The 22,101-nt window shown below is 40.9% G+C and carries 19 protein-coding genes; all 19 read right to left on the minus strand.

Going from position 1 to position 22,101, the window contains the following annotated elements; all coding sequences use genetic code 11:
- Positions 1 to 557 precede the first annotated feature (557 nt).
- Complete coding sequence (locus tag BABA_RS20300; protein ID WP_007087121.1) at positions 558 to 1,538, minus strand: electron transfer flavoprotein subunit alpha/FixB family protein; 981 nt, start codon at positions 1,536 to 1,538, stop codon at positions 558 to 560.
- Between the two features lie 11 nt (positions 1,539 to 1,549).
- The gene (locus tag BABA_RS20305; protein WP_007087122.1) at positions 1,550 to 2,350 is read right to left on the minus strand and encodes an electron transfer flavoprotein subunit beta/FixA family protein; all 801 of its coding nucleotides are present in this window, start codon (positions 2,348 to 2,350) and stop codon (positions 1,550 to 1,552) included.
- Positions 2,351 to 2,405: 55 nt separating this feature from the next.
- Positions 2,406 to 3,254: an aspartate/glutamate racemase family protein gene (locus BABA_RS20310; protein ID WP_007087123.1), complete on the minus strand. Its 849-nt coding sequence runs from the start codon at positions 3,252 to 3,254 to the stop codon at positions 2,406 to 2,408.
- 229 nt (positions 3,255 to 3,483) lie between these two features.
- Positions 3,484 to 4,857: an FAD-dependent oxidoreductase gene (locus BABA_RS20315; RefSeq protein WP_007087124.1), complete on the minus strand. Its 1,374-nt coding sequence runs from the start codon at positions 4,855 to 4,857 to the stop codon at positions 3,484 to 3,486.
- Between the two features lie 15 nt (positions 4,858 to 4,872).
- Complete coding sequence (locus BABA_RS20320; RefSeq protein WP_007087125.1) at positions 4,873 to 5,310, minus strand: GlcG/HbpS family heme-binding protein; 438 nt, start codon at positions 5,308 to 5,310, stop codon at positions 4,873 to 4,875.
- A gap of 24 nt (positions 5,311 to 5,334) precedes the next feature.
- Positions 5,335 to 6,063 (minus strand): SDR family NAD(P)-dependent oxidoreductase, encoded by a 729-nt coding sequence (locus BABA_RS20325; RefSeq protein ID WP_007087126.1) that lies wholly within the window; start codon positions 6,061 to 6,063, stop codon positions 5,335 to 5,337.
- Positions 6,064 to 6,099: 36 nt separating this feature from the next.
- Positions 6,100 to 7,521 (minus strand): FAD-dependent oxidoreductase, encoded by a 1,422-nt coding sequence (locus BABA_RS20330; protein ID WP_007087127.1) that lies wholly within the window; start codon positions 7,519 to 7,521, stop codon positions 6,100 to 6,102.
- Positions 7,522 to 7,545: 24 nt separating this feature from the next.
- The gene (locus BABA_RS20335; RefSeq protein ID WP_007087128.1) at positions 7,546 to 8,433 is read right to left on the minus strand and encodes an isocitrate lyase/PEP mutase family protein; all 888 of its coding nucleotides are present in this window, start codon (positions 8,431 to 8,433) and stop codon (positions 7,546 to 7,548) included.
- A 248-nt stretch (positions 8,434 to 8,681) separates the two neighbouring features.
- On the minus strand, positions 8,682 to 10,031 hold the full coding sequence (locus BABA_RS20340) for an MmgE/PrpD family protein (RefSeq protein WP_007087129.1): 1,350 nt from the start codon (positions 10,029 to 10,031) through the stop codon (positions 8,682 to 8,684).
- Between the two features lie 28 nt (positions 10,032 to 10,059).
- Positions 10,060 to 10,932 (minus strand): FAD synthetase family protein, encoded by an 873-nt coding sequence (locus BABA_RS20345; protein ID WP_007087130.1) that lies wholly within the window; start codon positions 10,930 to 10,932, stop codon positions 10,060 to 10,062.
- A 324-nt stretch (positions 10,933 to 11,256) separates the two neighbouring features.
- Positions 11,257 to 12,429 (minus strand): acyl-CoA dehydrogenase family protein, encoded by a 1,173-nt coding sequence (locus BABA_RS20350; protein ID WP_007087131.1) that lies wholly within the window; start codon positions 12,427 to 12,429, stop codon positions 11,257 to 11,259.
- Between the two features lie 24 nt (positions 12,430 to 12,453).
- Positions 12,454 to 13,950: an FAD-dependent tricarballylate dehydrogenase TcuA gene (tcuA, locus tag BABA_RS20355; RefSeq protein WP_007087132.1), complete on the minus strand. Its 1,497-nt coding sequence runs from the start codon at positions 13,948 to 13,950 to the stop codon at positions 12,454 to 12,456.
- Between the two features lie 60 nt (positions 13,951 to 14,010).
- On the minus strand, positions 14,011 to 14,964 hold the full coding sequence (locus BABA_RS20360) for a VOC family protein (RefSeq protein WP_007087133.1): 954 nt from the start codon (positions 14,962 to 14,964) through the stop codon (positions 14,011 to 14,013).
- Positions 14,965 to 14,980: 16 nt separating this feature from the next.
- Positions 14,981 to 15,820 carry an alpha/beta fold hydrolase gene (locus BABA_RS20365; RefSeq protein ID WP_007087134.1) on the minus strand — a complete coding sequence of 280 codons (840 nt, stop codon included), beginning with the start codon at positions 15,818 to 15,820 and terminating at the stop codon, positions 14,981 to 14,983.
- A gap of 225 nt (positions 15,821 to 16,045) precedes the next feature.
- Positions 16,046 to 17,368 carry an MFS transporter gene (locus tag BABA_RS20370; RefSeq protein ID WP_007087135.1) on the minus strand — a complete coding sequence of 441 codons (1,323 nt, stop codon included), beginning with the start codon at positions 17,366 to 17,368 and terminating at the stop codon, positions 16,046 to 16,048.
- Between the two features lie 204 nt (positions 17,369 to 17,572).
- A complete protein-coding gene (locus BABA_RS20375) occupies positions 17,573 to 19,426 on the minus strand; it encodes a XylR N-terminal domain-containing protein (RefSeq protein ID WP_007087136.1) in 1,854 nt (617 codons plus the stop codon).
- Between the two features lie 43 nt (positions 19,427 to 19,469).
- Positions 19,470 to 20,462 (minus strand): fumarylacetoacetate hydrolase family protein, encoded by a 993-nt coding sequence (locus tag BABA_RS20380; RefSeq protein ID WP_007087137.1) that lies wholly within the window; start codon positions 20,460 to 20,462, stop codon positions 19,470 to 19,472.
- Positions 20,463 to 20,546: 84 nt separating this feature from the next.
- Complete coding sequence (locus BABA_RS20385; protein ID WP_007087138.1) at positions 20,547 to 21,026, minus strand: flavin reductase family protein; 480 nt, start codon at positions 21,024 to 21,026, stop codon at positions 20,547 to 20,549.
- Positions 21,027 to 21,090: 64 nt separating this feature from the next.
- A complete protein-coding gene (locus tag BABA_RS20390) occupies positions 21,091 to 22,044 on the minus strand; it encodes a VOC family protein (RefSeq protein WP_007087139.1) in 954 nt (317 codons plus the stop codon).
- Between the last annotated feature and the right edge of the window lie 57 nt (positions 22,045 to 22,101).

Genomic DNA, 22,101 nt, shown 5'->3' on the forward strand with positions numbered 1-22,101 from the left:
CTTTTTAGACTAACTTTAATTTTGCTTTGCATAAGCGGAAAATCTACGCTTATATACCCCTAAACGAGCTCCATTCTGCATTTAACCGGAAAATCTCTGCTTATTTTACTTTTGCTGGTTACTCTATTAAGGACAGGACATATTATTTAAAAGGGAGTGAGGTTTATCTCAAAAATTCAAGAGAACCTCGGTGAACCTTATCACAAGTAAGTGAGGTTTTATATTATAAATATGGTTTTTGTATTCTTAAGGCAATCCTTTATCTGATTATAACTCGAAATAATCATTAAAATAGCACCGGTTTTAGCATAGTAAATAACATACGTACGGAAACTTCTGTACACAGAAAAATTTGATGTCTAAAACGTTATCTAAATTGACGTTTAATGGACTCTAAACATTAATAAATCAAGAAAAACAAAGGCTCTAATTTAGTTGATAAATTAGAGCCTAATTTGATATTTATTTGATGTTTTGCACCCAAAAACGGAACCCGTTAATAAAAAATGTGGGTTTCTTTACCTTTCATTATGACAATTTTCTTTTTTATGACATTTCTAGACAAGCACTTTTTTCAGCTTGTCCGTTAAAGCTGGGATCACTGTCTTGTAGTCAGCAATCACGCCAATATTAGCGCGTTTAAAAATGGGTGCCTCAGCATCAGTGTTAATGGCAACAACGGTCTTTGCGCTTGTGATGCCTGCAAGGTGCTGGCTTGCGCCGGAAATCCCAACGGCAATATAGAGGTCTGGAGCGACGACGGCCCCGGTTTGTCCTACCTGCAGGTTAGAGGGAACCCACCCAGCATCGCAAGCAGCACGCGATGCACCTACAGTACCTCCAAGCAAGTTAGCGAGATTCTGCAGCTCAGTAAATCCCTCAGGGCCACTAAGACCGCGTCCACCGGAAATAATAATTCGGGCATCTTCAAGCCTGACATCGGATAAGGCAGCCTGGATTTTCACCACGAGCTTGGTTACAATTTCCTCTTCAGATGCAGCATATTCGAAAGGAATAATTTTTCCGAAACGATGCTCATCCGGTACAGCTGCCTTTTGGCTCTTTTGACGAATACCAACTATCACCTTTGGCCGTGTTGTTTGGTATTCTCCAAATGCCTTATCGCCATAAATTGGGCGGATCCACGTTAGTTTTTCATCATCAGATTTGAAATCGACGACCTCTGTAATGGCCGATGCATTTAGACGAGTAGCCAGCCGTCCAACTAAATCCTTCCCCATTCTGTCAAATGACACTATCATCATATCAGCATTCGTTTGTTGGAACACATGGGAAAGACAATTCACATATAAATCTACATCGTACTCTGTGAGCAGCGGATTTTGCACGTTGTATGCAATACTCGCTCCATATGAAATGGCCTCTTTAGCACTTTGTTCAGAAGTAGTGCCTAATAAGACAGCACGAACCTCTCCGCCAATGGAACTAGCTACACGGGAGCCGAAGACAAGCGCTTCTCTGCCGCCCGGTGTTAAAGAATCACCCTGTTGATGTGCAAAAACAAGAATATTGGACATGTCGACACCCCCTATAAAATCTTCAGTGCAACAAGTTTGTCAGCCAGCCCGCCTGCAAGTTCGGCACCATCATTGCCAGGCAATACCTCGCAGTTTACTTCCTTATTCTGCACGTATGCTTTAATTAATCTTGATCCTGGTTGACTCCGCTCACTATCTAAATCAAGATCATCGCTTTCAAACAATGTTATTGGCTTGCTTCTAGCAAGTCTAATATCCTTAACCTTCGGCAGACGCGGGACATTTGTCTCAGCGCTGATTACGGTAAAGACTGCCGGGGAAGGAACACTTACCACGGAGTAACCTCCCTCAGCCTCATATGAAGCCTTTACATGGTCTCCATCTAATTCAAGGTCTGAGACGAGTGTCACACATGGAATCTTAAGTTCTTCTGCCATTACAGGACCAACCAGACCCTCCTCTATATCACTTGCTTGGTATCCTGTTAAAACTAGCTCTGCTCCGCCAAGTGTCTTGATTGTTTGAGCTAAGATATGCCCAATTACCTGGCCATCAAGATCGAGACCTTCCCACTCTTCGTCCCAGACACGAATGGCTGCATTTGCTGTAAATGCAAGGGCCCTGCGCAGGACTTCCTCAGAGTCTTCATCCCCTAGACAAAGAGCTGTTACCGTAGCGCCCGGTGTTTTATCCCGCAGTTGAATGGCGAGTTCGAGCGCATTCTCAGCGAAGGAATCCAGCACCATATCGGAATCACTGGCATCAGGTCGATTGGTCTCGGGATCGATCTTAAAATAACGTGGTGTGATTTCCGGATCAAGGACATGTTTTAGGCATACAACGATATGCATTTCTGGTTCACCTCGTTCTATTTGTTAAAGTTAATCTATGAAGTTTGGAATTTATTCATTTTAGTTCCAGTGCCCTAGCGGACTGCCCACGGTCACTTTTCGGATCTGGGTTCGGCTCCAGCCCATACATTTCTCTTAATCTAGCAACTGCGTCATATGGTGGTTTTGCATTGAAATAGCCGCGTCTGGTCATATAAACCCCGGACACTCTACGCAAATCTGCTAGTGACTCACACATTTTGATTCCTGCTCCAAAGGAATCGACAATAGGCACATCCCCAATTCTTGAAACTCCATGTGTTGCAAGAAAGACGTTCATTGGACCTTCCCCAGGTACAATCACATCGGCGCCTTCGGAAATCGCCTTTTCGGCCGCCTTTTTAAATGAGGCAATGACAGGCTCTGGATCATTAAATCCTGCTAAAACTGCATCAAATCCGGCCTCGGTTTGAATAATTGGCCCTAGTTTGCCACCAAGCCCATAGCGGGCAGCATTTTGACGGAGTTCATCTGCAAGCGGTGCCAGAAAATTGACAACGCCAATACAATCACCAAGCATGGAAGCCATATGGAAGGAAGCTTGCCCATATCCTACTACAGGAATATCCACTAGTGTTCTTGCTTCTAATAGCCCTACATCTGGAATAGTCGCAATGAACATAGCATCGTATCCCGCTGCTTCAGCCGTAAGAGCAGCCCGAACAAACTGTTCGCGGTGGAGGTTTTGCAAGTAGGCATGGGTGATAAATATTCCCGGATAATGAGTAGGATACGTTTCCTCTGTCATCCCATGTAAAACTACCTCAACGTCTGGACGGGCGATCCGATTTACGTGATTCATAATCGCATCACGATATTGCGGTACCCGATCAATCGTGGTGAGACTCTGATGCCAGATTTTCATTTCTTTAACCCCCTTTTTGATATTTTTTAAGTAAAACCTGCAAAATTTATTCATCAATTCGACGCGTTAAATAACAAACCTACTCTTATTTTTAAAAAAAGTAATTATTTTCTCGAAGATATGAATTTTATTTGCGAAACTAGGCGGTTTATTTGCGAAACTGCCCCATTTATTAGCGAAAGCAACAGTTTTATTTGCGAATCGAGCCATTTTATTTGCGAATCTATGATTAAACCTTTATCTCAGCTATAGCTGTTTGAACTGCAATCCTTCCAAATACTGCCGCTTTCCCCAGCGAGCTGCCCGTCATGTATCCAGCACCATGGAATCCACCGGTTATTTCACCAGCTGCGTACAAACCAGGAATCGGCTCCGCATATGGGTTGACAACTTGCCCCGCGGCATTCACCGCTATCCCTGCATAGGTTGCCAGCATGGCGACTGTCGATTCAAACGCATAAAAAGGTGCTTTTTCAATTGGTGTTGGCTTGCCATAATTATGTGTTAATGACTTCCGGCCGAAGTCTGGATCCTCTCCGTTTTGGATTCCTTGATTGTACCTTGAAATGGTATCTTCTAGAACCTCCGGAGGAACATCTATGCAATCAGCCAGCTCCTCTAATGTGTCAACCACATATAGTAGGCGACGGCGGCGAAGTAATTCAAAATCATATAACGGGTCATCAAACACACTCTTATCCATTACCGTTTGATCCCATACCTGATACGTGATTTGCTCCGGCTGCTCAAATGCTGCTTTGCCTAATAACTTATAGGAAATTGATTCGTTGACAAAGCGCTTTCCAAGCTGGTTTACAATAATACCGCCTTTGTAAAAAGCCAGACCCTGGGATTTAACCGCACCAGATGCAGTCGGATGGAAACCGTATGTTCCATTTAAGTAAGGCAGATCCTGTACCCATGCACCATGCTCCCAAGCCATCTGTAATCCGTCCCCTTGATTACCGGCACCACCAATCCGTAGCGCCCCATTTAGTTGGGGAGCAAACTGCTGCAATAGCTCCTCGCTTTTCGCAAAACCACCAGAAGCAAGAATGACCCCTTTTATCGCTGCGACGGTATGATCCGCTCCATCAAAATCATATACAATCCGGTCAATTCGACCCTCTGTATTCTTCAATAGCCGTTTTGCCGATGCACAAAAACGAATTGTTACGTTTGGAAGATCCTTAACCTTGCGATATAGTGACTGAATCGCTTGATGCGGATCAATAATGTGCCCCCTTGGAACGCTGTGACCGCTGACGGCTTCAAGTGCACGGAACTCAATACCATGTTCCACAAGCCAAGAATAGGTATCAAATTGATGACGGCCGTACGTATTGACCAGTGAAGTATCATTGACCCCTCCACCAACTTCAATCATGTCGTCCAAAAGGGATTCAGTTGAATCAATAATTCCTGCTGCATCTTGCATATCCGTTCCAGCAAAGGCCATATACCCGGAACTAAGCACCGTGCTGCCGCCAAGTTCATCCTGTTTCTCAAGAAGGAGGACGTGTGCCCCCTGCTCACCTGCCTCGACTGCAGCACACATCCCTGCTAAACCTCCGCCTAAAATAACCAAATCATAGGATTCCATCGGTATTTACACCTCTTACTCTAATGTATTTAACACTTCTAAGGCCGCCTGGCATACCTGCATATCATGAGAATAGTGTCCACCGCTTACACCGACACCGCCAATAAGTTCGTTATCAATTTTAATCGGATAGCCTCCGCCAAATATAACTAATCTAGGTGTGTGGACAATACCGTGCAATAATGGGGGATCGTCCTTCAGTCTGTCGTACCATTCGTGTGTTGCTCTGTTATATGTAGCTGCGGAAAATGCTTTGTTCTGAGCAATATCTAAACTCAGTACTGGAGCTCCATCCATAGCGGAAAATGCTTTAATATTTCCAACCCGGTCAACAATCGCAATGCTGAACGGCATTCCTAGTTCTTCTCCCTTAACTAAAGCTGCTTCCAACATTTTTTGCGCTAATGCGAGACTAATATTTTTAGATTCAATTGCTGGTTTTAATTTTTCCATTTTTTAAATCCCCTTTTCCTATTTTTATAGATTTACTGGTCGCCCATTTCCAAATGCCTCAATTGCTGTAGCCGTTACGGCTTTACTTTTCGGCAGACATAAATCAACGATTACATTTGCAAGATCAATTGGACGCAGCCAATTTTCCTTATTCACATCCGGTGCAAGATCCTCCATCATTTGAGTGTCAACAGGACCTGGACAAACGGCATTTACTCTTATTTTGTATGGCTTAAGTTCTTCCCCCAACGCTTTTGAAAAACCAATGACTGCATATTTTGAAGCAATGTAGGCACTTCTGTCCGGACCGCCTTTTGTTCCCCAGATGGATGAAAGATTGATAATGACTCCTTCTCTTTTTTCTCTCATTTGTGGAACAACGGCCCTGGCACATAAAAATCCCCCGCGCACATTAACATCCTGAACGAAATCCCATTCTTCCACTGTTGTTTCATGGAATGGCTTCAGAAGCATCACACCGGCATTGTTAATCAAGATATCAATCGAGCCCAATTTTTCTTGTGTTTCTTGGACAGCCTTATTTATATCGTCTTCATTGCGAACATCTCCAACGAGGGAGATGGCTTCCCCGCCAAATTCTGTAATAATGTAGCTGGCTGTTTCTTCACTTTCAGACTGATTATTGGAAAAAACAGCGACTTTAGCGCCTTGTTTCGCCAACAGAATACAGGTTTCTCTGCCGATTCCTCTACTGCCTCCTGTAACAAAGGCTACCTTATTTTTTAATTCCAAAAAGACATCCCCTTCCTTAATAGCAATGATTCCTGCTTATACCTCAAGCTTCGCTGAATCCGTTACATATGATACGGCATGGGCACCCGCACGGCGGCCAAATACCAATCCTCTAAGTACAGAGGTTCCTCCAGGATATTTTCCGTAATAGAGACCAGCTGTTTCCCCTATTGCATATAAACCCGGTATCGCATCATTGTCTTGGGACAAGACCCGCCCGTTTGTATCAGTTGCTAACCCGCCATTTGTAAATACATTAGAGCAGACAATTGGATAGGCAATATATGGTGCCTTGTCAATTGGAATCGCCCAGTTTGATTTTGGCGGCGTAATCCCCACAGCTTGTTTACCGTCCTTTTTATCCCAATGGAATTCACCCGGCTGTACTGCGGCATTATACTCATTGACAGTAGAAGCCAGCTGATCAACAGGCACCCCAATTTTTTCTGCTAGTTCTTCAAGCGTCTCAGCTACAATAGCAGGTTTATCCGTTTCCACTGCCCGTTCATAATTTGGAATCTCATACATCTTTTGATCGCCAATCATATACGCCACGTGACCTGGGAGATCGTAGAAAATCTTCCTGGCAACCTCTTCATATTGCTCGTCGATGGTCGTTTTCCCCTCATCCACGAACCGCTTGCCATTTTGATCGACTAAAATAAAGTAAGGGAATGTCATAACGGCAGCTTCTTCACGTTTGCTTCTTGGATCAACCGGTTCGGCATGGAAAGAATCAAACTGTCCTGCCGTTTTGGCCCCAATCTCCATTGCCATGCGAATGCCCTCACCCTTGTTAAATAGACCGCCCTCTGCTACAGTCGGGATTTTATGGGCATCCCGGCCAACGTATTGTGCCATCATTTCCTGATTTCCCTGGAAGCCCCCAGCGGCTAGGACAACTGCACCTACTTTTAATTGGAGTGACGTTCCGCCTTTTACACGGACATTAAGGCCATTAACGTTGCCTTCATCGTCAAGCAGCAATTTCCAGGCAGTTGCCTCGTAAATAATCTCTACACCAAGTCCGCCAGCCCTGCGGGACAAAGTGTCTATAATCGCACGGCCCCCGCCAACTGGGAGCAGACGCGGCCTTGCAGCTGTTAAGAACATCGTCGGCAGGTAATCAAATTCAACGCCTTTTTCCTCTACCCACCTCAGGGTGCTGCCAGCATCCTTGGCGAGAGTTTCTATGTACTCTCGATCTGAAAAGTTATCAGAGAATGCCATCATATCTTCAACAAAATTGTCAGCCACCTCATCGAGATTTTTCATTCGCATATAAGAGGCCGTCCATCTTGAATTGCCTCCTCGATGATCAAAATCAGCCCGTTCTAAGATGGCGATTTTTAAGGTCTTATCTGCTTTTTTTGCCGCCTCTGCTGCAGATAATGCAGCGGAGGTACCGGCCACCCCGCAGCCAATTACTATAATGTCATAATCTACTTCTCTACTCATGTCCGCTTCCCCCTCATAAATTAATTACCTTTTCAATAATTCTTGATTTTCCGAGTACTTTTCTTCCCACTCTTTGATCTGATTGAGTTTAAAGAGCGATTGTCTTTCTTCCCACGTACAGATTAAATTGTGAACATTTTCTTGTGATCCTTCAGCTTTTAATATTTTTAAAGAATCCGTGATTCCTTTTATTGCTGAGCGAAGAACGGTATTGGCGCAAAGCATGATTTTAAAGCCAATTTCTTCAGCCTCTTTTAACGAAATGAGCGGAGTTTTACCACCTTCCACAAGATTAATAACTTGAGGAATCCCTTTTAACGAACCTGTAATTTGTTTTAACTGTTCTATTGTTGTAGGCGCTTCCACAAAAATGATATCGGCTCCCGCTTCCTTATAGGCGTGCGCCCGATCTAATGCATCATCTATGCCATTAACGGCCAAGGCATCTGTGCGGGCAATGATTGCTAGGTTTGAATCATTCCTTGTGTCCACGGCCGCCTTGATTTTTCCCACCATTTCACCTTTGGAAATCACGTCCTTTCCATTAAAATGGCCGCATTTCTTTGGTGAAACTTGGTCTTCCATTTGAATGGCTGCTACTCCAGCTCGTTCAAACTCACGGACAGTCCGCATCACATTAATAGCGTTGCCAAATCCAGTGTCTCCGTCCACAACAATCGGAATGGTCGTGACATCAGCCATTCGGGCAACGATATCCACTACCTCTTTTAAAGAAGTCAAGCCGACATCTGCCCATCCTAATTGGGCATTGGAAATCCCTGCACCTGTGGCATAAATCGCTTTAAAGCCGATTTCTTCTATTAATCTAGCAGACATGGCATCATACGCGCCTGGTAGGATAAATGATCCTGGCTTTTTCAAAAGATCTTGGAACTGATTCGTTTTATTCATTTATCGGATCTCCTTTTTTATTTATGCCATACTTAAATTTTAGAAAATTACAAAATTAAATACAAAGGTAAAAACTAATCAACTTTTAGAAATTTTCCAATAGATTTTATTGGTTTTTCTTTGAAAATTTATTTCACAGCTTTTAGAGTGCGTGAAATTTAAATAAAAAATTATTAAAGACTTATAAAGGACTTCTATTTGATAACAATCCAATAAAATAGTTTATGGTAGTAAAATTAAAATCAAAATTAATGGAAAATTAGAGGTAATTTATTTACTAAATCATAATCGGGATTATTACTTATCGTTTTCCACACCTCTTCAGGAGCAACTATGTTTGCAAACAGACAACATTCAATAAATTTATTCTTTACTTCATCAATAGTAACTATTGGTAGAAAACGTTCTATATGTCTTTTAGTTCCTTGAGTAGTTTTTACCTCAATATCACCATGGGGTAGCCCAAGCGTATCAGGTTGTGTGTGTTTAATTTTTACAAGTTTAGTTAATTCTAATACTTGTGAATCCATAAGAGCCTTTTCTGTTAGGTTATTCAAATTGACCCTTCCATGTACAAATGTAAAGGCAACCATAAAAGGTATGCTGAATTTAGCATCTTGTAAGGTTTTGGGACGGCAACGCTCCTCTATTGGATGACACAACATACTTGCTGTTTCATTTACCCCTATTACAAGGTTTTCAATTTGAGTATGTTTAAATTGATTACGAAGGATTAGCGCCGATTTTATATAAGGGTGTGAATAACGACAGCTCGGGAAAAGTTTAATAGCTGTATCTGAAAATGCCCACGATTCTGTATCTAATAAAATTTTTCGCTGATCTTCGCTTAGATTTTCCCCAAAATAGTTTCGAAAAAGACCTGTTTTACCATCCATACTGCTTTCAGGAGCTGATACCCCCTCTCGAGCCAAAAATGCTGCTTGAACACCTCCCATAGAGGCAAATGCAGGATAAATTGATCTAGCTTGAGAACCTACACCTACTCCTGGCTCTTTTCCACCGGCTAATTGCATGTATGCTAGACCTAATGCGTTAACCAATTCTGAATCATCTAACCCAAGAACAAGACCAGCAGTGATTGCGGCACCAAGATAACCAAAAAGTTGACTTAGAAACCATTTTGAATCAGCTCCAGTACCTCTCGGTTCAATAGCATATCCAAGCCTACAAATTAACTCATTTCCAAGTCCTACCGCAGTGACAAGATCCGTAGCTCTAGAATCAGCAATGTCAGCAGCAGCTAATGCAGCCGCTAAAATTATGGGAGTAGGATGTATTCTCGCTAAATCATTTATATCATCATAATCTAATGCATGTGCCAAAGCAGTATTCGAAAATGCTGCATAGGCTGGTGGTAATTGATGTTTACTTCCAATTACTCGACCAGCACCACCTTCGACTCCCAAAGATATCCCCGATATCGATTGTAAGGCAATTGGTGCCCCTTTATGAGCCGCCAATGAGATTCCAATAGTATCAGAAATATGAAGTATTACCTTTTTATGGATTTCCTCAGGCAAACCACGATTTTGTCTTTGACGAATGGCATTTACAATATCAAAGCTCAATGATGTCAAAAATAGGCCCCCAAAAATATTTCTTTACTTATGATCCACTCCAGACGAAACTATATTTGGTAGAGTGTAACCAATTCTGCCCAGTAAAGGAATCCTTTACTTCCTCTCTAATTCTTTGGTGCCAAGTAACCGATACAGTTGTATTACCATTTAGAAATAGTTCTGAAATACTTAAAAGTGGAATTATTTCCTTCTCACTTGTGACAATCACATCCATCTCTTGTGAATAACTTTCTCCAGTTAACGTAACCGCATATCTGCCGGAAGCAGGAATGGTATAGTAAGGCCTGGCCGTTAAACAACTGCCATCCCATTCACAGCCCACTTCATAAGATCGTCCCAGGAAAGCGGGTAAGTCTTCCACATTTCCTTTAGCCAACTTTTCCCGGATACAGGTGGAGCTAATTTTTTCCCCGTTGCATTCAACTTTATTAACCTTCGTTACCTCCAAGATTCCCATTGAATCCGCTTTCAATCGATCCATATTTCCCTCACCGCGAAAGCCATATGAATAATCAAAACCAGCAACTGCATGGATGACACCGAGATCAAGCAAATATTTTGCAACAAACTTTTCTGGCAGCAACGACGTGAACTCCCGATCGAATTCAACAATATAAAAAATATCGACTCCCAGATCAGAAAAGAGTTTCTGTTTATCAGGGAGCGGCATGAGATAATCCACTTTAGTTTTTCCATTTGATAAAACGGTTTTGGGATGTGGAAAGAAACTCATAACCGTTAAAAGTAGATTTTGTTCCCTAGCCTTCTGAAGAGCTATTTGAATGACTTTACGGTGTCCGTTATGAATACCGTCAAAGAACCCAAGCGCCATGACACTCTGTTTTGCCTTTTGCTGCCAATACTTCAGATTCTCGGGATTCAAATAAATCGTTTCCATGCAGGTGCCCCCTTCTTAATTACTTTAAGCCTCAATGATAATTTTGCTAAATACTTTTTGCATTGCTTCCTTTTTTCTAATTTATTATTCATCTATATCAGTAAACAATTAATCCATTTTTAGATTCCTGATTAATTTTAGAAAATTCTGCATCCTTAAACTAGAGTAAAAATAGTTTAAGTTCAATAAGATTTTCAATAATTTTTATTGGTTTTTTGTTCAATCTGAGGTTTTTATTGATATGAATATGTTGAAAACGAATCGACTCCATAAAAAAACACCTAAAATGAGATTTTAGGTGTCTCCTATGCTGCTGTTTCCTTATTACCCATTAATCGATACATCAAAGCCAAATTGTGTCTTTCCAAACGACTCAACAGAGTCTTCGTAAAGATTGGATCGATGTGTACATACTGCCAAAAGATCACGTATGAACATTTCAATTGGATCTCCTTTGAACATGGAAAATCCGCCAAGTGTCAATAAAACTTTCACCGCAATGTCTGCTACGTTCTTCGTAATTTTTGCCCTTATCGCGGCGAATTCACCACGTTTATCTTCTTTTCCCATTTCATAGTTTTCTAATAAAGAAATATATTTATCTAATAGACCTTCTGATTCGTAATATTTAATCGTTAATTCTGCCAATACCCCCTGATGCCGGGAATCTTTAGCAGAATTTCCTCCCATTCTGACCCGATTTTCCGTTCGGTTCTTAAATTCCTGCAGTAAACGCTCAGCACCACCCAATGCTACCATTGGGAACCCGACACAAAAGGATGAGAAAAATGGAACATCATAAAGGGGATAGTCTTTATCATACCCCTGTGGCGGTCTGCCTGTACGATCGGCAACCGTCAGCCGTATTAAATGGTGCTTTGGCACATAGACATTATCGACAATAACCTGGTTGCTTCCCGTACCCCTTAGTCCTAACGTATCCCAATTTTCTACTATTTCCACCTCAGATATCGGTATATTTAGCATGCATAGTTCAGTCTCATCACTGTCTTCCATTTTCATTTTCACAGCAAGAGCCACCCAGTCACTGTATAAAATACCGCTTACAAAACTATACTTACCGGTTATCCGATAACCATCCCCATCTTTTTCTACTTTTCCTATAGGAGCAAAAATATCTGCTATTAATCCGCCTTGATTCATCACTTCTTCTGCTCCTTCATTCGTCATAAAAGCTACTAAACTATTATGAATGGAATAAAGAAAGGTTAACCACGCGGCAGAAGTATTGTATTTTCCAACCGTACGGATAATTTGAGAATACTCTCTTAAATTTACTTGCGGCTCCCCGTATTTTTTGGGCAGCAACAACTTGGATAAACGAGCCTCTTTTATCGCATCTATAACATTCTTTGAAACTGTTTTGTTTTGATCTGCTTCTAGCGCTTCCGATTCTGCAATTTCCCCAACCTTTTCTGCCCCTTTTAATAACAAGTCCAAATCGGATTTGTTTTCATCCAAAACATTGTTTACCATATTTCGCACTCCTTTTTCATTTATCTACACGTTAATGTTTGCTTGCTGTATAAAGCGTAAAGCATTTTCACCGGCTATTTTCCCAAAAACAGATCCTGCCATTAATCCGGCGCCCCCAGGATAATTAAAATAAAATAACCCGCCTACAAGTTCACCGGCAGCATACAATCCCGGGATCGATTGATATAAAACGTCTTGCACTTCACCGTTCGAATTTATTTTCAAGCCTCCAAAAGTAAAGGTGATGCCGCATGTAACAGCGTAGGCTTCAAATGGGCCTTCATCCAGCGTATTTGCCCAATTGGATTTCTTTACTGCTATTCCTTCCGTACAACGGCCATCCTTTTCATTAGGGTTGAAGGGGATAGCTTTAGTGACAGCCTCATTGTATTCCTTTACCGTCCGTAAAAACCCTTCTTTATCAACACCCTCAAGTTTCTCTGCTAACTCTTCTAATGTACTCGCTTTTACTTTTGTGACCTGTTTGCCACGATATTCTTCACGCAGAAGACCGGACACTTTTTGATCAAATATCTGCCAAGCAAATTGGCCGGGCTGTTCAAGAATCAGCTTGCCATACTTTGCGTACGTATAGTTGCGAAAGTCTGCACCTTCATCCACAAAGCGTTTCCCTTCAGCGTTAACCATAATCCCAAATGGATAGCTTAGCTTTTGGAAACCTTCTGTGAATTCCGGTAAATAACGGTCTCCGCCTACCGAATGGCACCCAGACCAGTTTCCATTGGCAATCGCGCCAATATTTAATGCCATTTGAATCCCCTGACCCGTGTTATAACGGCTGCCTCTCGCATGAGCTAAATCCCATTTCGGCCCTAGATACCGCGTCCGCATTTCCGGATTGGCATGAAAACCCCCAGAAGCTAAAATCACTGCTTTCGCATGGACTTCCGTCGTTTTCCCTTTATGTTTAAAAATAACCCCGCGAACCCCACCATCGTCATGAATGAGCTCTGTTGCCATAGCATCGAATAATACTTGCACACCTAGTCTTGCTGCTTCCTTATGCAGTGAGTCGACTAAACCAGGGCCGCCACCGACCGATTCAGCAATCATGCCACCCCAAAATTTGAACTTACCGTCGACTTTAAAAGCTTGGCGGCCATAAATCGGTACAAATCTTACCTTATGAGACACGAGCCATTTCATTGTGTCCAAACTTTTTCCAGTTAGGAGAGAAGCCAGCTCTGGATCGGTTCGGTAATCCGTCATCCGGCACATATCATGAAAGAATTCCTCTTCCGTGTAAGATCCAAAGTCGGTAATCGCAAAATCTTCCGCCGTTAGATCAGGCATAATTTGTTTTAAGTCCTCATTGCCATCATAAGCAAACCGGATGGAACCATGTGTATAGGTGCTGTTCCCGCCTTTCTCCGCCTCAGGTGCCTTCTCAAGTACGATGACCGAAGCACCATTTTCCCCTGCTGCAATGGCAGCACACATCGCAGCATTTCCTGCTCCAACGACTACAATGTCTGCTTCATACTTTTTAATTTCAGTCACAACCCTCTTCCTTTCTTTTTAAAAAAGCTGACTCAATCTGGTGTTGGGTCAGCACATAATTTAAGCTTTAATAGTTGGTTTATTCATTTCCTTATCCATCACGGAATCGCCCCAATAGGTGTTGCCAATCGAATGCTCCTCTTCGGTCCATTCAACAGGCTCCCAATCCGGTTCAAAGATTAAGTAGGATCCGCTGAACAATTCAACACGGCAGCCGCTTCCCGGATCAATTACATAAAGATAAAAGGCTTGAGAAACACCATGCTTTCCAGGTCCGATAAAGTTGATGCCGTTTTCTTTTAGAATATCTGCAGCCCTTAAAATATCTTGGGCATTATCATGCCAGTAAGAGATATGATGAAGTTGATTTGGCGTTTCAGCCTGTGGTCTTGAAATGACCGCAATATCATGAACTAATGGAGTGACACTCATCCAACCAGCGACAACCGTTTTTTGATGATACTTTACATATTCACGAAGCTTAAACCCTAATTGGCTGCCCAAATAATCTAGAATTTCACCAACGTCCATGGAAGTCGCAATATTAACATGGTCAAATCTTCTTGGTGAGCAACCGCGAGCCCATGCCTTGTATGTTTGATTTTTCAAAACCGACCGTCTTTTTTCATCAGCCTTAGGTTTTTCCACATCATAGTAAATTTCAAAGGAGTGCTGACTAGGCAGTTTAAAACGGATTGCCCTGCCTTGTCCCGTCTCCTCGCCTGCTTCAATCCACCTGACTTCTGTACCTGCTTTTTCTAGCAACTGGGCAAATCCTTCCACATCCTCAGGCCGCTTAGTTCTCCAAGCAATATGATCAACGTAGCCGCTGTCGCCTGCTGTTAACGAAAGGCTGTGATGTTCGAAATCCCCCCATGCCCGTAAATAGTGGGTTCCATTTACTTCTTCTGTTACTTCCAATCCAATTACATCCCTGAAAAACCAAAGTGATTTTTCAATGTCCGGTGTGACAAGTGCTACGTGACCTAGTTTTGCAATCTCTGGTAAAGACATATTTCCTACCTCCATTTTAGAGTTTATTTGAAAAATAATTTTGAATTAAAAGATTAAAGCTATCCTTCTGTTCAATTTGTGTCCAGTGACCGGTTTGCCCGTAAACATGGAGCTGGACATTCGGCAAATAGGATAATAGATAATAACTGGACTCGACAGAGCAAACCATGTCATCGCGGCCATGTACAAGTAAAACTGGATTTTTGATTCGCTTAAGAGCGGTCACCGGGACTGGTACTGCAGCTGTTGCAAATATAGATTCATTGGAAATGTGGATTTCTGACCGCATTGCTGTTTCATAACGTGTTTGTGCGAGAGCATCAATTTCGGGTGCCAGTTTTTCATCATCATACACAAACCAGCTCATAATTTGACGCATTTTCTTTTCGGATGGATTGTCGTAAAAACCTTTAGCACGGGCGAGTTCCGTACTAAGCTTTGTATTAGGAGTCCCACCTGGCCCCATAAGGACAACCTTATCAAATCGTTCCGGATGTTCTAAAAGCAGCTCAAGTGCAATGGAGCAGCCTAATGAGTTCCCCACAATATGGGCCTTTTGAATACCAAGCACATCTAACATTTCAATCAACTGGTTGACCCAATGATCCATCCATCCCTGTCTATTCTTCGGAATTGGATTAGGATGACCGCTATTCCCGAAACCGAGCAGATCCGGTGCCAGACAGTCATACTTTTCATTGCATGCATTCAAAGCATATCTCCAATTGGCCCAGGCGAACACACCAGGCCCGGATCCGTGCAGGAATAAAATGGTTTCTGAATTACCTTCACCCGATCGATTTAAATAGGTTTCATAGTTATTTGTTTTAATTAATTTTTGCGTAATATTTGACATACTAGATTTGTTCCTCCTTTTTTTAGAAGATTGAAAGCCTTTCCATTCATTTTCAGAAAGGGCTTTAACTTACTTTAATTTTAGAAAATTCACTAATCTCTTTCTAGAGAAAAAATCATTTGATTCCCACTACTTTTTCGGTAATTTTTATTGGTTTTTATCAAAAAATAAATGAAACCGGGTTATTATGGCCCGGTTTCATCACCTGAAACAGTAGTAGGAATATTAATTCGGAATCTCCACGGATCCACCATCCACTATATCCTGCTTATCATTTTTCACTAATTTTAAGCTAAAGAGCGTGATCAAACTGATCAGCAAGAATGCTGCAATGATGTACATTGCTTGTGTAAAATTGAAGACCCCCATGATCATTGGTCCAACAAAGCCGCCTAAAGAGGAGAGAGTGCTTACTAAAGCTATACCAGCAGGTGCAGTTGATTCCGAAAAGAAAAAGGTTAAATAGGCATAAAAAGTACCAGAAATACCATATAAACCTGCAGAAGTAATCGAAAGCATTAAAATCATTAATGGAACAGTAGTTGCAAATGAACAACCAATGAATCCAATCATTGCAACAGATACACAAATGCCTAAGTGCAGTTTATGTGAATTTGTTCGATCGGCGTTCCACCCTGTAAAAAGGATAGAAGGAATAGCAATGATAGAAGGAATCATCGCAAGCCAGCCGATTTGCAGGTTAGTAGTTGAAGAAGAGGATAAAGATTTAATAATCGTTGGCATCCAATAGGACAGGGCATTCACTGCGATAAAACCAGCAATATTAAATAGGGATAATTTCCATAGTTTTGAATCCTTTAACATACCAGTGTGGGAGGTTTTGTTTACTTTCGCGCTTAACTGACGCTCCTTTTCTAATTCACCCTCAAGCCATGTTTTTTCAGCTTCCGTTAACCATTTGGCGTTGGCAGGCTTGTTGGTCAAGTAGAACAAAACGACAATACCTAAAATCACTGCCGGAATTCCCTCCATAATAAACATCCATCGCCAGCCAGCCAAACCGTTCCATGAGATATTATCCATGATCCAAGTTGACAACGGTGCTCCAATCAAACCGCTTACTGGCAAGGCTACAAAAAATAGGGCCGTTGCTTTTCCTCTCTCTCGGGCACGGAACCAATAGGTTAAGTAAAGAATAATCCCAGGAACGAAACCGGCCTCCGCTGCCCCGAGTAAAAAGCGTAAAATATATAAATGTGTGGCTGATTGAATAAACCCAGTACATATAACCACAATTCCCCATGTGATCATAATCCTGGCGATCCACAGGCGGGCACCCACCTTGTGCAAAATTAAATTACTTGGAACTTCAAAGAGAAAATAACTGATAAAGAATAATCCAGACAATAAACCAAATGTCTCTGCTGTTAAAGCCAAATCCGCATTCATCTGTAAAGCGGCAAAACCTAAATTTATCCTGTCCAAGAAAGCAACAACATAAAGAAGTAAAATAAATGGCAGGATTCTTTTCATGGTTTTCTTAACCGTGATTTTTTCAAGAGCATCAATAGATGGAGCTTGTTTCAAATAAATTCCCCCTAAAGTAATTTTGGAAACCCTTACATATTTAAATTTTAGAAAATTCAATATTTTTATTCTAGAGGAAAAGCTATTTAAGTTTTCACTATATTTAAGTGGTTTATATTGGTTTCCGTTTTTCGTTACTTTTTATTGGTTTTTTCTCCGAAACAAAAGTAAAAAAATAGCAATCCTAGACTAGGACTGCTTTTTTTATATCTCCAGCTCCCCCAAAGCCTGTAGAGAATCAAGTATGAGTAAAAGCTGATAGCTTTGCGTGGAATCTCGTAAATTTTTATTGATTAATGTTTCAATTTTGTTTATCCGATACATAAGTCCACTCATAGACAAAGAAAGGTCATCCATAGTTTGCTGGAGCTTTCCGCCATTTGCTAAAAATACATATAGCGTTTTGATTAACTCTTTTTGTTTCATGTCTTTCTGCTGATAAAGCGGTCCTAATTCTTGTTTGGCTATTTTTTTGATGCCGCTGATATTTTTTGAATTAATTAGTACCCCAACAATCCCTAAATCTTTAAAACTGATTATTTTCTTTTCAGTGGCCATCCTCAATGCTATTAATGATTCTTCCAGGTAATCTACTATACACTCAATTTCTTCTGATTTATCACTTATGCCGATTTTATATTGGTAGGAAGGATAAGTAGTTTCTACATGTTTTAAAATTTTTTCCATTTTCGGCAGTAGATTATTCATTTCAGGAATCAGCATAATAATTTGACCCTCATACAGGCCAATCAACACTTTATATCCTTGTATATCAAGATATTTTGCAATAGTCTCTAAAACCTGATCATAGTGATCAATCTGATTTTTAACTGTCTTTCCTCTCTCTTGATAATCTATTGCAGCAATATAAAATGGTTTTTCCAGTTCAAAGCCCATATGCCTGCCGCGGTTGATGATTTCCTCTTTAGTAGAATATTGTCCTTTTATAATTTGCTCCAAAAAATACCCTTTCATTTTTTCCAACGCTTCAAAACTGGTTTTTTGATTCAAAAGGTATAAGGAAGCGGCATTGGCAAACCGCTCGATAAACATAATATTATTCTCTATGTTGTTCACTGTATTCTTTTTATAAAGGAATGTGCAATAACCAATTACCTTTCTTTGTACAATGATTGGTGTTATAAGACGTTCTTGATTTTCCGTTCTCAATTTAGTGGTTTCATTAAATAGTGGCAGGATGTTATTATTTTTCCTATTTTTTCGAATCAAGCTCTGTTTCAATTCATGATTAAGCCGACAATACTCTTCCTCGTCATCCCCTGAGAAAACTATTTTTTGAAAACTCAAGTCCTCTATCGATATTGGAATTCTAAATAATTTAAAGGTGGTATCGGCAATATCCTGCAAATTGCTCCCATTCGATACACTTTCAGTTAATTTCTTATGAAATTTCGATACCTTATCGATATAATTCCGTTGCTCTAACAACTGTTCGTACGTATACTCTAACTCTTCAATAATATTTGATTCACTATAAAATTTTTGCTCCTCATGAATTTCACTTCCCCAATCCTCCTGGAGCCTTGCTTCGAAGCAACATTCAGCGTCCCCTTTAGCAATGCAGCTAATTTCCTTTACAATGACGCCCTTCTTGCAAACTGTTGTCATATAACCGCTTGCATACCCAGTCAAGGTATGACAAACAGGAATGTCAGATGTACCATGATGCTTAAGGTGCTCATTTGCTTCAAATGAATCAATCCATTTTCCCTTTCCAAGAATCGATTTAATTGTTTCCGAATCGCTCATTTCAAGGATTCTTTCAGATTGAATATCTTTAATATGCCCTGTACTTAAATGTAGAATGGAAGCCTGTCTTAAAAGTTCGTCAATAGAGGTAGTAGTTTTCATTGCTTCTTCCGCATCAGTGGCTCCTAAGCTCCAGCCATACCGAAGAAGAAATCCCTTAGCCCTTTTTGTACCTAAATTTTCGATTATACCTTTACGTAAAAGTCCAAATGCGCTGGTCGTGGTTAGAATTTTTTTATTATCTTTGATGTCGCTAGGTTCCAGTATATTAGCTTGATGACCGTTCATACTCTCCCCCATTTCCTTCTATGGATTTTCAATAGAAAATAATCTATCTATTTGAAATCGACAAGTTTATTTCTTTACTCATGACAACGGTATTTAGTTGTTCTCCTAAATCGATTTCACCACTTGCACTTTTAATTTTGCAGCGAATGGTATCGCCATCCTTTAAGTATTTTCCACTTTTCAATTGATTTTCCACCAATAATTCTAGTTTCTGTTGATAAGGAATCGACAGGTTTGCTATGAGTGCATTTACCTCTGGTGTTAGGTTCATTGCCACCCCGCCTGCTGTCCCTGTCAGAATGAGATCCCCTGGTGATAAATCCATTACTTCTGAAAGATCTGTTAATGTTTCGGCCGGTTTGTAGAGCAATTGACTGGAGTTGGCAGATTGCCTAAGTTCATCATTCACCCAGAGATCAAGCTCTAGGTCATGTATGAATGGTAGTTCTTCCTTATCAAGCAGGTAAAGATAAGGACCTGTTGGACAAAAAGTCCGGTAACTTTTTCCCTTTAGCCATTGGCCTTGAGGAAGCTGAACATCCCGTGCAGAAACATCATTTACTATAACCAATCCAGCGATATATTGATGAAGATTTTCATCTGTTACTTCTACTGCTTCTGAAATTTCTTTCCCAATCACAAGTCCAAGCTCTAATTCATAATCTAATAATTTTACATGGGAAGGTCTCTCAATTTCACTGTAAGCCCCGGATAAAGAACTATCGGCCTTGTTAAAAATCATGTTATAAGGGGGTCTAGAAGCTTCCATTCCCGTCTCAGAGCGATGTGTTGAATAATTTACTCCCTGGCAAATAATTCTTGCCGGCTTTGTTACTGGGCTTAAAATTGTCACTTCATTGAACGGAATGGTTTCAACGTGTTCCTTTGTTTGAATCAATGCAGCCTCTTCTTTTCCCTTTTCCAAAAATTCTGCTAAACTTTTATATGTATTTGTAAGAACAAGTATTTGATCATCAGATACAACGCCCCACTGCTCTCGGTTTTCTCTTTCAAATCTAACAACTTTAATTCCCATTTCGCACCTCCTGATTTTTATAAGAAAGACTCCTTCAGTTCGAAAAGGAGTCTTTATCTATTATGAAATTACAAATGATAGTAATTAAATAGTAACAGGCGTTTCTTCTGAAAGTGCCCGGTACCGCCCACTGTAAAAAATCAGCGGTTCTGCATCTTCTAAGTGAATATCGGTAACCCTGCCGATAAACAGCGTATGGTCGCCTTCAAGATGTTCCGCTGAAACCTCGCAGGCAATTTGAGCTACCGCACCAGCCAAAACTGGCTTTCCATCAAGACGATCAAACGTCACTTCGCGAGGTTCTTTTATCTGCCCTGCAAAAATCATCGACAGTTCTTGTTGGTCAGCAGCTAAAATATTTACAGAAAATGTATTGCTTTGTTTAATTTTTTCAAGAATGCGAGCATTTTCCCCAATTGAAATGACAACTAGCTTTGGACTAAGTGAAACAGACATGAAGGCATTGGCTGTCATGCCATGCACATCCCCCTCAACATCTGTGGCAATAACGGTTACACCTGTTGCAAATTTCCCCATTGCTGTACGAAATTGACGATCATCCATTTTTTGTTCCCCTTTCTGCATTTAAAATCTGTTAAAGGTCTACTATTCTATTAAAAACGTTCCATTATGCTTCAATCGTTGGATTGTTTTCCGGAAGCGTATCCATTTGGTCACCCCAGAAGGTGAAACCGATATCCATTTCATCTACCGTCCACTCGATTGGCTCCCAATCAGGTTCAAATATTAAATAACCATTTGTGAATAATTCTACGCGTAAACCGCTTCCAGGATCAATCGCGTAAATATACATTGCTTGTGAGATTCCATGTTTACCTGGTCCTTTGAAGAAAATTCCATGTTCTTTTAAAATATCTGCAGCTCTAAGAAGGTCTTGGGCATTATCCAGCCAGTAGGATATGTGATGAATTTGATGTGTAGTTGGTGCAAATGGGTCATGACTGACAGCAATATCATGTACTAAAGGTGTGACACTTAACCATGCACCGACTAATGAGTCGTCAGGTGCTTTTACGTATTCACGCATTTTAAATCCTAATTTCTCTTGTAAGAAATCAGAAATGACATTTGCCTTTAATGATGTAAGTAGATTAACATGATCAATTCTTCTCGGTGAGGCACCGCGTGCCCAGGATTTATATGTTTGATTTTTTAATACGGAACGTCTAGATGGGTCAGCCAATGTTTTTTCCATATCATAATAAATTTCAAAGTGATGTTCACTAGGCAATTGAAAACGAATCGCTCTTCCCTGTCCTGCTTCTTCTCCTGCTTCAACCCAGGTCACTTCTGTACCGGCTTCTTCGAGAAGTTTGGCAAAGCCTTCAACATCTTCAGGTCGTTTTGCCCGCCAAGCGATATGGTCAAGATGCGCTTTATCTCCAGATTTTACGGAAAGAGTATGGTGTTCGAAATCTCCCCAAGCGCGTAAATAATGGGTACCATCTACTACTTCTGTTTCTTCTAAACCAATCACTTCTTTATAGAACCAAAGTGATTTTTCAAGATCTGTAGTCACTAAAGCAACGTGCCCTAACTTTGCAATCTCCGGTAAACTCATTTTGAATCCTCCTATTATTTTTTTAGTAAGAAAGCCCTTCCATTTTAGATAAAACAA

It is taken from the genome of Neobacillus bataviensis LMG 21833 (genome assembly GCF_000307875.1).
In the GTDB taxonomy this organism is placed as follows: Bacteria; Bacillota; Bacilli; order Bacillales; family Cytobacillaceae; genus Neobacillus; species Neobacillus bataviensis.

Coding starts and splice junctions, on each gene's coding strand:
- BABA_RS20365 (WP_007087134.1), bottom strand. CDS start 15,820: ATGTCAAATATTACGCAAAAATTAATTAAAACAAATAACTATGAAACC.
- BABA_RS20300 (WP_007087121.1), bottom strand. CDS start 1,538: ATGTCCAATATTCTTGTTTTTGCACATCAACAGGGTGATTCTTTAACA.
- BABA_RS20315 (WP_007087124.1), bottom strand. CDS start 4,857: ATGGAATCCTATGATTTGGTTATTTTAGGCGGAGGTTTAGCAGGGATG.
- BABA_RS20375 (WP_007087136.1), bottom strand. CDS start 19,426: ATGAACGGTCATCAAGCTAATATACTGGAACCTAGCGACATCAAAGAT.
- BABA_RS20305 (WP_007087122.1), bottom strand. CDS start 2,350: ATGCATATCGTTGTATGCCTAAAACATGTCCTTGATCCGGAAATCACA.
- BABA_RS20345 (WP_007087130.1), bottom strand. CDS start 10,932: ATGGAAACGATTTATTTGAATCCCGAGAATCTGAAGTATTGGCAGCAA.
- BABA_RS20360 (WP_007087133.1), bottom strand. CDS start 14,964: ATGTCTTTACCAGAGATTGCAAAACTAGGTCACGTAGCACTTGTCACA.
- BABA_RS20390 (WP_007087139.1), bottom strand. CDS start 22,044: ATGAGTTTACCGGAGATTGCAAAGTTAGGGCACGTTGCTTTAGTGACT.
- BABA_RS20385 (WP_007087138.1), bottom strand. CDS start 21,026: ATGGATGATCGTCAATTTCGTACAGCAATGGGGAAATTTGCAACAGGT.
- BABA_RS20350 (WP_007087131.1), bottom strand. CDS start 12,429: ATGGTAAACAATGTTTTGGATGAAAACAAATCCGATTTGGACTTGTTA.
- BABA_RS20335 (WP_007087128.1), bottom strand. CDS start 8,433: ATGAATAAAACGAATCAGTTCCAAGATCTTTTGAAAAAGCCAGGATCA.
- BABA_RS20310 (WP_007087123.1), bottom strand. CDS start 3,254: ATGAAAATCTGGCATCAGAGTCTCACCACGATTGATCGGGTACCGCAA.
- BABA_RS20320 (WP_007087125.1), bottom strand. CDS start 5,310: ATGGAAAAATTAAAACCAGCAATTGAATCTAAAAATATTAGTCTCGCA.
- BABA_RS20380 (WP_007087137.1), bottom strand. CDS start 20,462: ATGGGAATTAAAGTTGTTAGATTTGAAAGAGAAAACCGAGAGCAGTGG.
- BABA_RS20330 (WP_007087127.1), bottom strand. CDS start 7,521: ATGAGTAGAGAAGTAGATTATGACATTATAGTAATTGGCTGCGGGGTG.